Annotated in this window: 13 protein-coding genes and 1 pseudogene; 7 read left to right on the forward strand and 7 right to left on the reverse strand. The window is 48.6% G+C overall.

Annotated elements, in window-relative coordinates; all coding sequences use genetic code 11:
• Window positions 1-41 precede the first annotated feature (41 nt).
• From RT717_RS19370 to RT717_RS19395, 6 genes and pseudogenes are all read right to left on the reverse strand, one after another.
• Complete coding sequence (locus RT717_RS19370) at window positions 42-1,400, reverse strand: M24 family metallopeptidase (RefSeq protein WP_317488006.1); 1,359 nt, start codon at window positions 1,398-1,400, stop codon at window positions 42-44.
• 92 nt (window positions 1,401-1,492) lie between these two features.
• Entirely contained in the window at window positions 1,493-1,840 is a 348-nt protein-coding gene (locus RT717_RS19375; protein ID WP_317488007.1) for a nucleotidyltransferase domain-containing protein, read from the reverse strand.
• A 1-nt stretch (window position 1,841) separates the two neighbouring features.
• Window positions 1,842-2,312, reverse strand: a pseudogene (locus RT717_RS19380) (nucleotidyltransferase substrate binding protein).
• A gap of 293 nt (window positions 2,313-2,605) precedes the next feature.
• Complete coding sequence (locus RT717_RS19385) at window positions 2,606-2,779, reverse strand: hypothetical protein (protein ID WP_317488008.1); 174 nt, start codon at window positions 2,777-2,779, stop codon at window positions 2,606-2,608.
• Window positions 2,769-3,227: a PIN domain-containing protein gene (locus RT717_RS19390; protein ID WP_317488009.1), complete on the reverse strand. Its 459-nt coding sequence runs from the start codon at window positions 3,225-3,227 to the stop codon at window positions 2,769-2,771. The genes RT717_RS19385 and RT717_RS19390 overlap by 11 nt, the downstream gene beginning before the upstream one ends.
• Before the next feature lie 71 nt (window positions 3,228-3,298).
• Window positions 3,299-3,649, reverse strand: coding sequence for a helix-turn-helix domain-containing protein (locus RT717_RS19395; RefSeq protein ID WP_151997899.1), 351 nt, complete (start codon window positions 3,647-3,649; stop codon window positions 3,299-3,301).
• Window positions 3,650-4,460: 811 nt separating this feature from the next.
• Here RT717_RS19395 and RT717_RS19400 point away from each other — a divergent pair.
• Complete coding sequence (locus tag RT717_RS19400; protein ID WP_317488010.1) at window positions 4,461-6,758, forward strand: CotH kinase family protein; 2,298 nt, start codon at window positions 4,461-4,463, stop codon at window positions 6,756-6,758.
• Window positions 6,759-6,780: 22 nt separating this feature from the next.
• On the opposite strand, the gene RT717_RS19405 is transcribed toward RT717_RS19400, so the two are convergent.
• Window positions 6,781-7,335, reverse strand: coding sequence for an acyl-CoA thioesterase (locus RT717_RS19405; protein WP_317488011.1), 555 nt, complete (start codon window positions 7,333-7,335; stop codon window positions 6,781-6,783).
• A 176-nt stretch (window positions 7,336-7,511) separates the two neighbouring features.
• Between RT717_RS19405 and RT717_RS19410 the strand changes: the two genes are divergently transcribed.
• From RT717_RS19410 to RT717_RS19435, 6 genes are all read left to right on the forward strand, one after another.
• On the forward strand, window positions 7,512-8,786 hold the full coding sequence (locus tag RT717_RS19410; protein ID WP_317488012.1) for a dicarboxylate/amino acid:cation symporter: 1,275 nt from the start codon (window positions 7,512-7,514) through the stop codon (window positions 8,784-8,786).
• Window positions 8,787-8,841: 55 nt separating this feature from the next.
• Window positions 8,842-9,303, forward strand: coding sequence for a hypothetical protein (locus RT717_RS19415; protein ID WP_317488013.1), 462 nt, complete (start codon window positions 8,842-8,844; stop codon window positions 9,301-9,303).
• 10 nt (window positions 9,304-9,313) lie between these two features.
• Entirely contained in the window at window positions 9,314-9,913 is a 600-nt protein-coding gene (locus RT717_RS19420; protein ID WP_317488014.1) for a pseudouridine synthase, read from the forward strand.
• 50 nt (window positions 9,914-9,963) lie between these two features.
• Complete coding sequence (locus RT717_RS19425; RefSeq protein ID WP_317488015.1) at window positions 9,964-10,200, forward strand: UPF0175 family protein; 237 nt, start codon at window positions 9,964-9,966, stop codon at window positions 10,198-10,200.
• Window positions 10,201-10,753: 553 nt separating this feature from the next.
• Window positions 10,754-12,148: a methyltransferase RsmF C-terminal domain-like protein gene (locus tag RT717_RS19430; RefSeq protein WP_317488016.1), complete on the forward strand. Its 1,395-nt coding sequence runs from the start codon at window positions 10,754-10,756 to the stop codon at window positions 12,146-12,148.
• Window positions 12,141-12,536, forward strand: a complete 396-nt coding sequence (locus tag RT717_RS19435; RefSeq protein WP_317488017.1) for a hypothetical protein — start codon at window positions 12,141-12,143, stop codon at window positions 12,534-12,536. Before RT717_RS19430 ends, RT717_RS19435 begins: the two co-directional genes overlap by 8 nt.
• Window positions 12,537-12,692: the final 156 nt, after the last annotated feature.

Raw genomic sequence — 12,692 nt, forward strand, 5'->3', positions numbered from 1 at the left:
CGTTACAGGAACAACTACAATATCGTCAAATTATCACTCCTTTACTTCCCATTCGGAAACATGGGTCGTGGAATCACCATCAGCTCTTTCTGTCTGCCATCGATGTAGCGGAAGCCGGTTTTGTCAAAATAGCCGTCCTCTTCCAGCATGATCCTGATCTCTTTGTTCCATTCCTTGATGAACACGCTGGCGTTGAGTTCAATGGAATAGGCGGTGTTGTGGTAAAGCGGATAGTCGCCGTTGAATGGTACACCGTCCTGCTGGTCCCACATGCCAATGGTGGGGCCGCTGGCATGGCCGTAGTAGCCTATTGGGTGTGTGTAGATAGACGGCTTAAGTCCGGCGGCCTTAGACTGATCAAGGGCTGCCTTCAGGATTTCATTGCCGCTTTTGCCCACTATAAAGTTGCTGGTGAGGGCGTCCTGCACTTTGTTGCCCTCCGCAAAAGCATCTTGCAGAAACTTAGGCGGCTCGGTTTCGCCCGGCTTCAAAATATAGGCATGCTGCTGTGTATCCGTGTTAAGGCGCAGGTAGGTGATACCAAAGTCGGTGTGAATAAGGTCGCCGGGTAATATCACCTGCTCTCCCGGCCTCTCTGAGAAGCTCCGCAAATGATCGAAAGACTCCGGGTCCTGGCGCTGAATGGATACTGAGGGGTGGAACCAGGTGTCGAGCTTCAGCTCCTTGATGCGCTCCCGCATCCACCACACCACGTCGTCGGTAGAAGTGATGCCAGGCTGAATGACTTTGTCGGAGAAGGCTTCCTGAATGATCTGGTGAGCGATCCTTACAATTTGCTGGTACACGATCATCTCGCTTTCCGTGCGGGTTTCGAGCCAGCCAATGGCCAGCTTTTCTGCCGATACCACTTTTTGCTGGAAGTTCTTTGGCAGCACGTTCATGAGCTGGTCGTACTCATTGGAGGTGATGCCGTCAGTTTGTGCAAAGTGCTCCGACTTATTGATGCCTATTTTCTTTGGGTTCTTCTCCTGTATCAGCCTGCTCAGTGCCTTGAACTGATCGGGCTGAATGGTAGGGTTCCATGCCATTTTGAACATGGTGCCTACGTTGTAGCGGGCAATGGCATAGGTTTCCAGCTCCTTGCCTTGCCCCGGATCATAGACGACCAGAATGGTACGCCTACGAGCAGCCAGCCAGGTGGCAGGCAGCATGGTGCGGATGACAGGGTCTTCGTTGTATTCACGGGCGATGATCAGCCACATATCGAGGCCTTCCCTGCGCATGAGGTCGGGTAGTAAATATTTGATTCGCTCTTCCAGCCAGCGGTCGATGACTTCGGCTTGCTCCCGCTGGGTGAGGATTTTGGGGACTGACATGTCCTGCGCCAGCACCTGACCAGCCACAATTATAGAAAAAATGAAAGTGAGTATTTTTTGCATGTTTCAACGTTTTGCGAAAGCTGATGAAAAAGTGCAAATGAGGCAAAGAAAATTGTTTGGGTGGAGACGGAGGGACGCCTGGTAGTCTTTATTCAGCCAACATTGTGCTTGCGCAATACTTTGTTGCCACTTCCCTTTCTTTCGTAAAACACTTTCCCCACTCTGTCTATGTGGCTAATAAACTCAGGGGTCGTTATCCTATCATAAATAGAAATGTCGAATTTGTAGGGCAACATCAGGTCGTCCAAATCGAATTCGATTTGCGTTTGCAAACCCAAATCAATGCCGGTTCCTATTAAAGTGAGGTCGATATCTGAGGCAGGCTTGTAATTACCCATTGCCCTGGAACCATAGAGCAAGACTTTTTCTACCTGGCTATATTTTGAGAAAACAGCCTTTATGCTATCAACATCTTCTATCGTCAAACCTAGGTTCTCCATTTCATAAAAGTTTGCCCTGTTCACCGCTTCTTTTGGCTTCCATGTTGTCACGAAACTCTAAAAAGGCTGGATAGTATTCATCCAATATTTTGGCATAAATCTCGTCGGCTGTTTCCTGGTTATAGGTGTGTGAGGTCTTGTTGCGACTTCCGATCATATCCATCTACACCTGGCCATCGGACATCAATTGCAACTGGAAAGCCTCCCTCGTGGCATCTCTGCTTCCGCCCACACTGGTATTGCCCTGGTAGGCGGCGTAATCCTTCATTACATTCCACGCCAGTTCATGTGTATACTCAAATCGCTGTATGAGCCCTTCCTTGATGATTTCATCCAACACGTCATTGAGATTATCTGCTGCTTCCTCTTCCGTTCCAAAGTGCTGTCTGATGTATTCCACCGCTTGTGTCAGCTTTTGCAACGCTTTTACAAAGTTGGAGAATCGCTGTCCCCATCTGATATCATGTTCCATCTCCTTGAATGATCTGTTTGACAAAACTATCGAGCCAAATTTAGTTTTTAATCTTCGGTTCTCTTGCCTAACGTTCACCTAAAACATCTTTTCTGGGTTTTTCGCTGACAGAACAGCAGGAGGTGGGAGCTAAATGCTGGCACTAGCGGTACCAAGAATGGTTGGCCATCTCATCGGTCCGTTATGCATTTTTGTTTATGGTTCGGCTTTGTCACTCAGCGCTTCTCGCTCAGTGATGCCCTTAGGCCATATTGAACGTCGGAGGGTAGTGGCACGAATGTGACACCCTATTTTTAAGTGCCCTTTTCTCCCAGTTTTTTTGCCATGGCTGGGTGTAGAGGCTTTTTATTTTTCAAATACTCGGACAATTGTTCAAAGGTCATATCCTCGATATCACGACCTACTTTTTCACGAATGTCCCGTAATTTTTGAATTGTAGATCCGACGTATTTTTCTTTAGTCTTCATATTCAAGTATTTCCCTTGGCGTCCGTATTTCCAGTATTTGGTGTCCGAGACGATAGTTGATTGAATTATATCCTCTGATACGATTGATATTCACAATATGTTTGAAATTCCAGCTTACCAGTATGTCTGCATTGTTCAATGTTGCCAGGGCAATATGAATACAGTCTGGCCTGCTTGTTTTACCGACTACATTTTCTTTGATGTACAAGTCAGCAAGATAAAGTGATTCTGGTGTTATTTCAATCGCCTCAATTTTGTCGTCAGGTATAGTTAAAACCAAATCTCTTACTTTTTTTGGAGCCGGGATCAGTTCATTGTCAATCAAGGTTGAGTAGAGCAATTTGTATTGTCCTTGTTGTAACCGGTCGAACAGAATCTTTGTCCACATATCGAATTCCGGTTCAAAGTAGCCCCCAAATACTGATGTGTCGAGATAAAGTCGTTCCATTTCTCAAGTTAACAAAATTCTCTGCCTTCATTGCTTTGTATTCCCATCACACCTGACGATTCCATACCCCCCTACTCCCCTTCCTTCTTTTCCTTTGCCAGCTTCCGCAGCTCCTCCAGGGGTAGGTTGTGCAGGGCTGTGAGCCACTCCACGGCTTGCTGCTCATCGTCTTTGCGGGCCAGCCGGTGCAGGGCATGGCCGGGCGGCACCACCTCCCGGCCCGGCGAGAAGCGAAACAGGTCGTTGGGTGTGCAGTTGAGTAAATGGCACAGCTTTTCTATGTGATCGAGCCTGATGGCACGGATTTGCTCATTGGCCATTTTGTGTGCCAGGTTGGGCGAAATGCCATTCCGAACCAGGTAACCATATGGCTGCCTGATCCAACGTACCCGAAGCACCTGTAGTAAGTTGAAAGTAAGCATGAGTTTGGTTTTTAGTGTAAAAAATTTACCTTTTGTGCATGAACTACCCACTTAAAAGCAGAGTCGAGTCATCTAATTGCTTAATAATTTAACAAAAGAGCTAAATATTGTCACAAAAAAACAGGCTATTTATACCTAGTGAATTACTCTTCTAATCTAAAAGATTAGCTATCTAAGTAAAAAGAGTAGCAATCTGTGCCAATAGACAAATTCTTTTATTCAACTACATAGCTATCCAACTGTAAAGCATAGTAAAGTCGATAAAAAGCAAAGTCTGCTCTATTAAATACAAGGTACTTGCTTGGCAGGTTGGGCTTAAGCCACTGGTACGCCAGGATTGGTTGGCCAGCTATTGGATCAGAGATCCATTTTTATCTACTGTTGGGCTTTCTCGCTCAGCGACTCCCTTGGGAAAATGTGGAACGGTGCGGAAAAATATCATCAAAAACTATCTTCTGCTTGTTTTAGCGTCGGGTTGAAACCCAACGCTGAAAAAAACCGCCCCGATGGGGCTTTGTGGTGCCTTATCCGTTTTTATCTGTAATTTGATCTTGTCGCTCAGCGTACCTCGCTCAGCGATACCAGTCGGAACATATCGAAGATCGTCCATTTCACAAACCTTCTCCCACCTAATTCACACCGCATGTCAAATGCTGATGGCAACTCATCCAGCTGCTGACAAGACTTTCGCTCGAAAAACATAATAAAGTTTGCTGGAAACGAATGGCTGGGCGAATTTTGTCAACGGTCGAAAAATGTCAAATTTTTCCCGCATACACCTGCAGCTAAAAGTGCTATATAAAACCCTCCAATGGTGAAGCGTTTTCTTAAGGTATTTATCTTCCTGATACAGTGTGGTAGCCTTGGTGCGCAAGACCTCGTTATCAATGAAGTGATGTCGTCCAACGACGGTTTTCTTCTTGATGAAAACGGGGACACGCCTGACTGGCTGGAGCTTTACAATCCATCTGAGGCCGCTGTACCGCTAGCGGGGTATCACATTTCGGATACGGAAAGCGACTATTTCAAATTTACCCTGCCAGACACGTCAATTGCGCCACATGGCTTTTTGCTTTTGTTTGCCTCAGGGAAAAACCGGGCAGAAAGAGGTGCAGAAATACACACCAATTTTGCGGTAAGTGCCAACGGGGAGTCGCTTATTCTTACCCGGGATGGGGTGATCGTCCACCAGATGGATGTACCTCCCATGGATACTGACCTGAGTTTTGGCCTCGCACCAGACGGTGGTATCGAGAGACGGATATTTTACCTGCCGACGCCGGGGCAACAAAACAGCGGTGAAACCCAGCATTCCGTGCGCTTCAGCCATGTGGGAGGGATCTACGAGCTTTCCACACAACTTGGCCTCACATCGAGCCTTCCGCAGGGGCAGATACGTTACACCACCGATGGGAGTACCCCCACCAGCACATCAGCGCTATACACAGATTCATTGAGTCTCAATTCCAGCCTGACCTCCAAAGCAGAAATCTTTAAAATAAAGGTCTCATCAGAAAAAAATGCAGAACAGGTGGCAGCTGACGGAGTCCTGAAATGCATTGTCATCAGGGCAGCCGTTTTTGACCAGGCTGGCAGGCCCGTAAGCCCTACTTTCACCAACACTTACCTGATCAAGTCGCTTGGAAGCAATCATCACGACCTACCGGTCATCTCAATTGTCGCCAGTCACAAGAGTCTTTTTGACACTGAAACTGGGATCTTTGTGCCCGGCGTTCACTGGGACGCTGACGACCCTCACTGGACGGGAAACTACTATGAAACCGGAGACGCATGGGAAAGAGAAATCAACTTTGAATATTTTGAACCGACAGGCATCAGCCTTAATCAAAGAGCTGGCCTGAGAATTCATGGAGGATATACCCGCCATTTTCCGCAAAAGGGAATGCGTCTTTATGCCAGAGGCGAATACGGAATTTCAGCTTTCGATCATCCGTTTTTTGAAGAAAACCCTGTTGAACAATATAGTCGACTTGTTCTTAAGCCATTTTCTTCGTCGTGGACGCAAGCCGGGATTGAAGATTACCTCTGTGCCAGGGCTGCGGCCACACTCAATATTGATGTAGCCGCCTCGAAACCAGTGGTCGTTTATTTAAATGGTGAATATTGGGGAATCTATTTCCTTCAGGAGCGTATTGATGAGCGATTTATAGCGTACAATGAGGGAGTCGCTCAGGAGCAGGTCGATATGGCGGAAGGCTGGGGTGGACCCGAAATACCTGCATTTGATGAGTTGTATAAATACATAGAGGAGTCGGATCTGTCAAGCCCCGAGGCTTACGAAGCCGTTGCCCGCAAGATGGATATTGACAACTTCATTGACTATGAGATATTCCAGATATTCAGTGCCAACAAAGACTGGCCAGCCAACAATGTGCGTAGCTGGCGGGAGCGAAACGACAGTTCGCTGCGACGATGGATTTTCCAGGATGGGGATGCTACGTTGGCCGATTACAGTTTCGACGCATTTGCCAACGCCCTGTACACGGGTGACGAAGTATGGCCCACCAGCGAAGGGGCCACACTCTTCCTGAGAAAGATGATGGAAAACGAAGACTTCAGGAACCGGTTTACCGGGAGGCTCCAGCATTTGCTTGCCAATGAGCTGGGTACCGACAGTTTGGAAGCCTATTACAGGGATGTTCTTATAGCGATACAGAACGAAATAGGGGCACAAATTGACAGGTTCAGCTACCGTTTCAACCCAGAGGAATGGGGCCTGGATATGGATAATCTATCGGAATTCATTAAAAAAAGACCATGCGTTGTTGCCAAACAATACAACGAAAGGTTCAACACCGACATTTCCATACCTTATGACTGCGTGGTTCCATCTGCCACCGTGTCAGATATCAATATTTATCCAAACCCAAACAAAGGGCTATTTACGACCGAATTCGAGGCCAGCATTTCCGGAGGTGGTATGGCCTTTATTCACGATGTGCATGGTAATATGGTCTCCTCTCAACCAATTATTATCTACGAGGGTAAAAATTTGATTTCCATCGACACCGGGCTGGCCACAGGTCTTTATCTGATCAGGTTAGTTTCTGACAAAGTCAACTTTAGTGCCCGGTTCATGGTGGAATAGCCTGAAAGCATGGCCATGGTATTTAGTCAAACCTCAACTCACACCGCTCCTTCTCCAGCAGAGACATTACATTTTCCAACTGAAAAACCTTCTTGGTCTCCTGCATTCTTTCGGCGGCCTCCTTCTTCAGGTCTTTTCGGTGGATAGCTTCCACAAACCGCCTTACCTCCTCTTTGTCGGACAAAATGAGTGCGGGCACCGTAGTCAGCTTATCGTTGTCGTCTTTGGCTACCATGGTAAAATAGCTGTTGTTGGTATGCTTCACCACGCCGTCTTTTACATTTTCCGCTATCACGTGAATGCCCACCACCATAGAAGAATTACCTACATAGTTGATAGACGCTTTCAACGAAACGAGATCACCCACCTCCACTGGTTGCAAAAAATCTACGGTGTCGACAGAAACCGTGACGCAATAGGCACCGGAATGCTTGGTGGCACAGGCGTAGGCCACTTTGTCCATAAGCGACAGCAGAATGCCACCGTGGATTTTGCCACCAAAGTTGGCGTAAGACGGAATCATGAGCTCAGTAATGGTGACCTGAGAGTAAGCTACGGTTCTGGGATGTGTGTGCATTTTGAGAGCATCTTATTTGAGAATGCCAACGCCTGACAGGCTACCGCTGGCACTCAACCTTTTGCCCAAATTAACCATAATTCCTTCCGTAAAAAATATTTCACTGCGCCGCAAATCAACGGATCGGGCAATCACATATCTTTCCGCATTTATACACCATCAACCGTTGGCCCTGAATGAAAAAACCCGCTCTTCACTGGCAGATTATTATCGGAATGATCGCCGGCGTTCTGGCAGGCCTTTTAGCCGGATCTCTTGGCACCTCTGCATTTATCAGGGTTTGGATAAGCCCCTTTGGCACCATTTTCATTAACCTGCTGAAGCTGATCGCCGTGCCCCTGGTGCTGGTGAGCCTCATTGTGGGCATGAGCAACCTGAAAGACATCAGCCGGCTGAGCCCGATGGGTACGAAGACCTTTGTTTTGTTTCTTCTCACCACTATCATGGCCATCACCATTGGCCTGCTCACTGTCAACATTATCAATCCCGGCCTTTCTTTCTCCCCGGAAAAGCGGGAAGAGTTGAAGGCGATGTACTCTTCGAAGGTAGAAGAAAGGAGTGCGATGGCACAGGATTTTCAAACCAAGGGGCCCTTACAGTTTGTGGTGGATACCGTTCCAGAAAACCTGTTTATGTCGCTGGGCGATAACAAGCGGATGCTGCAGGTGATTTTCTTTGCCCTGATTTTTGGCATTGCCATGGTGATGCTGCCCGAAAAGCAGACGGAGACTGTCCGCAAGTTTTTTCTGGAAGCCAATGACATTGTGCTGAAAATCGTGGACATCATTATGAAGTTTGCTCCCTATGGCGTGTTTGCCCTCATGGCCGGCATGGTGGCCGACTTCTCAAGCGGTGGTGGGGTGCTTGAGCTGTTTCAGGCACTGGGGCTTTATTCCTTTGCAGTTGTTTTCGGGCTCTTTATGATGCTGCTGCTGGTGTATCCGCTGATGCTCAAAATTTTTACAAAAATCCCGGTGAAGAAGTTTTACCAGGACATCCTTCCGGCGCAGATGCTGGGCTTCAGCACCAGTTCCAGCGCAGCGGCGCTGCCGGTAACCATGAAGTGCAGCGAAGAAAAGCTTGGCCTCAGGGAAGAGGTGACGAGCTTCTGCCTGCCGATTGGCGCCACCGTGAACATGGACGGCACCAGCCTTTATCAGGCAGTGGCGGCGGTCTTCATCGCTCAGGCCTTTGGGGTTGACCTGAGCCTGGGGCAGCAGCTTACGATTGTGCTCATGGCCACGCTGGCCTCTATTGGTGCGGCTCCGGTGCCCGGCGCAGGCATGGTGATGCTGATCGTGATTTTGCAAAGCGTGGGGCTGAATGCTGAAGGCCTGGGGCTTATTTTTGCTGTCGACAGGATACTCGACATGTTTCGTACGGTGGTCAACATCACTAGCAATGTGACGGTGGCGGCCATCGTTGACCGGATGGAATACAAGCAAACCTAAACATCATTTGTTATGTTTGAGGAAGTATTGGCATTACTTTCGAAAACAGTAAAAAATGACGCTCAAAAAATACCTTACCATTCTCCGGCTGGTTTACATTTCTCTCATGTCGACCCTGGCCCTCTTCACGATGGTTTCTTTCTTTGTTTTTTTCTCCGGCGAGGGGGCAACGATCATTCCCACGGGACTGCCCAAATATGCCATCCTCGCTGTGGCACTGGCGACACTGGCAGGGTGGACTTTTACAGGAAAGCTGCTGAAGACTGATCCTAACATTCCTTTGCAGCAAAGGCTACAGTCGTGGTACAACTACAAGGTGATCAGAGGGGCTGTGCTGGAGACAGTGGGGCTGATTGGCGTGGTTGGGGCTATCGTTACCTACGACCCGCTTTACTTTCTGGCACCTGTCTTCATTTTTGGCATTTTATTCACTGTTTTGCCTTCAGAAAGACGCATTCAGATCGACCTTGCCCTGAGTGAGGAAGAAATGGAAGAGTTGAAAAAACTGAATCAATAAAGAAAGATCGGTGGCAGGGAAAGAGCATTTGTACTTCATCATTCACAAGCCCTATGGCGTGCTGAGCCAATTCACCGACGAAGACGGTAACCCTGGACTGAGCACCCTGTTCAAGCTGCCGAAGGATGTGTATCCCGTAGGCCGACTGGACACCGACAGCGAGGGGCTGCTGCTGCTCACCAACGACAAAGGGCTGAACGCCCGGCTACTCCACCCCAGCAATGAGCACAAGCGCACCTATTGGGTGGAGGTGGAAGGCGTGGTGGATCACAAGGCACTGGAGGCGCTTACCAAAGGCCCCGTGATCAGGATCAAGGGAAAAGAGCACAATAGCCTGCCGATTGAGGCAAAGGTGATACCCAGCCCCGAGGCGCTGGAGGAAAGAAATCCGCCGGTGAATCACCAGAAGTACCCCAACACTACGTGGCTGGAGCTGAAGCTGATTGAAGGCAAGAACCGGCAGGTGCGGCGCATGACGGCGGCGGTGGGGCACCCCACGCTCAGGCTGGTGAGAGTGGCGATTGAAGAGCTTGGTCTCTTTCCGCTGAAGTCGGGAGAAATAACGCAGGTGTCGGCTGGGGTATTGATGAGGAAGTTACATTTGGGGTGATGGTGGAAAGTCACCCATCATTTCAAAGGCTTTTTTGTGAATTTGTACAAATGAAAACGATCACTCTAAATAACATACCAGACGATATCGATGAAAAAGAGGTATCGATGATTGTAGCAGTAAAGCTGTTTGATCAAGGGAAACTATCGTCCGGTCAGGCGGCGGCTATCGCAGGGATTTCCAAACGGGAGTTTATCGAGAGTGTAGGAGAATATGGTGTCTCCGTGTTTCAACAATCGCCAGAAGACTTGCTTAATGACGTTGAAAATGCTGCGAGGGGAAAATAACGAAGGGAAGTGATTTTTGGTCCATCTCAATTTACTTAGCATAATGCTGAAAACCGCAAATAAAGGCGCCCAACCGGGAGCAAGGATAATGAACAGCTTTGAAAGTAAAATTTGGAATTTGTTTTAAATGCGATTGCCCAGTTGATACAACCTAAAATCATGACACCAAAAAAATTTATCTCTCTTTTGACCTTTTTGCCCTTAAGCCGGGCTGGCTGTTACTTTTCCTTGCCGTTCCCGGATGGGATGAAAAGTAACCCGCTTCGGCGGACCGAAAAATCAACGAAAAATTAACGCACAAGCCAAAAACCCGCATCTGCCACCATTTTTCGCCCACCCGCCCTGGTGGGCACGATTCATATTAATGATCTGTCTTTAGATGAAATTAAGTGAGCTAAAGCTTTTTCATCGGCCCTTTGGTTTTTAATATTGGGTAGGAATCTTCGACTGGCATTCAATGAAATGGGGCAAGGTGAATAATCTCCCTGACGACGTCAATGGAAAATAGCCTTAGACCTCCGTACATTGCTTACCACCATGCCGAGAGCCACAAATGAAAACTAACTTCCCCGCATCATTTTCGAACAGGCTGCAGGCACAAATGGGAGCCGAGGCATCGTTGCTGCTGGAGGCTTTGAGTACCGACTCTCCTACCTCCATTCGCATCAATACGGCGAAGTTTCATGCTCCGGTGCAGCTGGAAAAAGTGCCGTGGTCGACCAATGGGTATTACCTGCAGGAAAGGCCCTCCTTCACCCTCGATCCGCTGATACATGCCGGTGCCTATTATGTGCAGGAGGCCAGCTCCATGTTTTTGGAAGAGGTGGTGCGGCAGTCGGTAGATCATTCTCAGCCCTTAAGAGTGCTCGACCTGTGCGCAGCCCCGGGTGGCAAGTCTACGTTGCTAGCTTCCTTGCTCAGCAAAGAATCCCTGCTAGTCTCTAACGAGGTGATCAAAAGCCGGGCGGAAGTGCTGGCCGAGAACCTGACCAAATGGGGCGCTCCCAATGTGGTAGTGAGTAACAACGACCCCAGGGACTTCGACAGGCTGCAAGGCTTTTTTGATCTGATCGTAGTAGATGCCCCGTGCTCCGGCGAAGGGCTGTTTCGGAAAGACCCCAATGCCATCAACGAGTGGTCGCCCGACAATGCCCACCTGTGCTCCGACCGGCAACGAAGGATTTTGATGGACGTGTGGCCGGCGCTGAAGCCCGGCGGCGTGTTGATATACAGCACCTGCACCTACAACCCCGCCGAAAACGAGCAAAACATCCAGTGGCTGTCACAGCAAACGGAGTTGGAGCCCGTCAGCCTGTCGGTAGATGCCGGGCTGAACATCAGAGAAGTGCAAGCTGCCAACCATGTGGTTGGTTACCAGTTTATGCCTCACCTGGTAAAAGGCGAAGGCTTTTTTGTGTGTGCAGTAAGAAAGCTGGATGGTGATGAATGGCAGGCTCCGAGAAAAGATAAGTTTCCGTTGGCCCCAACAGGCAAGAAAGAACAGGCAGAAGTAGCTCCCTGGCTGACTGACGAACGGGACTATTTCCAGCACTATGAAAACATTCTGGCGATGCCCCAGGGCGATAACCCGGCCTGGGGGGCGGTGATCAGAGAGCTGCGCATTGTGCAGGCTGGCGTGCTGGTGGCCGAGGTCAAGAAAAAGAATTTGGTACCCGCCCCTGCTTTGGCGCTATCCACCATTTTCAAAAAAGACACCTTCCCGGCCTGGGAGCTTGACCTGAGGCAGGCTTTGCAATACTTGCGCAAAGAGGAATGGGCCATCGACAGAGAAAAAGACGGATGGCACCTGATGTGCTACCAGCAGCTGCCCCTTGGGTGGATCAAACGGATTGCTACCAGGTTCAACAACTACTATCCGTTGCATTGGAGAATCAGGATGGAGCTGCCGGAAGATTTAACTCACTCATTTTTGAACCACCATGCTTAAAAACATCAACTTCAAACTTGCAGTCCACGCCATGATAGCCCTGCTATCGCTTGTGCTGGTGTACCACCTCACCATTATCACCGGCCTTATTCCTTATGAAGCCACCTGGGGTGGGCGGCTTCAAAACAGGGAGCAAATGCTGAGGTTCGAAACTGTCAGTATTGTCGTTAACCTGTTTATTCTTACCGTCATCCTGATCAAAGGAGGCTATTTGAAGCTAAAACTGCCAACTATGGTATTAAAGGTTTTGCTTTGGGCGTTTGCTGTGCTTTTCGCTCTCAACACCGTAGGGAACCTGGCCTCCACCAGCGTGCTTGAACTTATCATTTTCACCCCGCTGACAGCCGCAGCGGCTGTCTTTTGTGCGAGGTTGGCGATTGAGCCATAAATAATCGCAATGGCGTGACTCCTATACCAAGCTCTTTAGTTACTCAGCACTCTTATCGCTCTTCTTAGCGGCTTTGGCAGCTCTTTTTTCTTTTAGATTCTTGGCAGGCGCTTTCTTTGATTTATCATTATCCTTCGACATAAGCTTTTGATTTAA

Origin of the sequence: Imperialibacter roseus, from assembly GCF_032999765.1 — a bacterium.
Lineage (GTDB): Bacteria > Bacteroidota > Bacteroidia > Cytophagales > Cyclobacteriaceae > Imperialibacter > Imperialibacter roseus.

Coding starts and splice junctions, on each gene's coding strand:
- RT717_RS19435 (WP_317488017.1), top strand. CDS start 12,141: ATGCTTAAAAACATCAACTTCAAACTTGCAGTCCACGCCATGATAGCC.
- RT717_RS19375 (WP_317488007.1), bottom strand. CDS start 1,840: ATGGAGAACCTAGGTTTGACGATAGAAGATGTTGATAGCATAAAGGCT.
- RT717_RS19430 (WP_317488016.1), top strand. CDS start 10,754: ATGAAAACTAACTTCCCCGCATCATTTTCGAACAGGCTGCAGGCACAA.
- RT717_RS19385 (WP_317488008.1), bottom strand. CDS start 2,779: ATGAAGACTAAAGAAAAATACGTCGGATCTACAATTCAAAAATTACGG.
- RT717_RS19415 (WP_317488013.1), top strand. CDS start 8,842: ATGACGCTCAAAAAATACCTTACCATTCTCCGGCTGGTTTACATTTCT.
- RT717_RS19390 (WP_317488009.1), bottom strand. CDS start 3,227: ATGGAACGACTTTATCTCGACACATCAGTATTTGGGGGCTACTTTGAA.
- RT717_RS19425 (WP_317488015.1), top strand. CDS start 9,964: ATGAAAACGATCACTCTAAATAACATACCAGACGATATCGATGAAAAA.
- RT717_RS19395 (WP_151997899.1), bottom strand. CDS start 3,649: ATGCTTACTTTCAACTTACTACAGGTGCTTCGGGTACGTTGGATCAGG.
- RT717_RS19410 (WP_317488012.1), top strand. CDS start 7,512: ATGAAAAAACCCGCTCTTCACTGGCAGATTATTATCGGAATGATCGCC.
- RT717_RS19405 (WP_317488011.1), bottom strand. CDS start 7,335: ATGCACACACATCCCAGAACCGTAGCTTACTCTCAGGTCACCATTACT.
- RT717_RS19400 (WP_317488010.1), top strand. CDS start 4,461: ATGGTGAAGCGTTTTCTTAAGGTATTTATCTTCCTGATACAGTGTGGT.
- RT717_RS19370 (WP_317488006.1), bottom strand. CDS start 1,400: ATGCAAAAAATACTCACTTTCATTTTTTCTATAATTGTGGCTGGTCAG.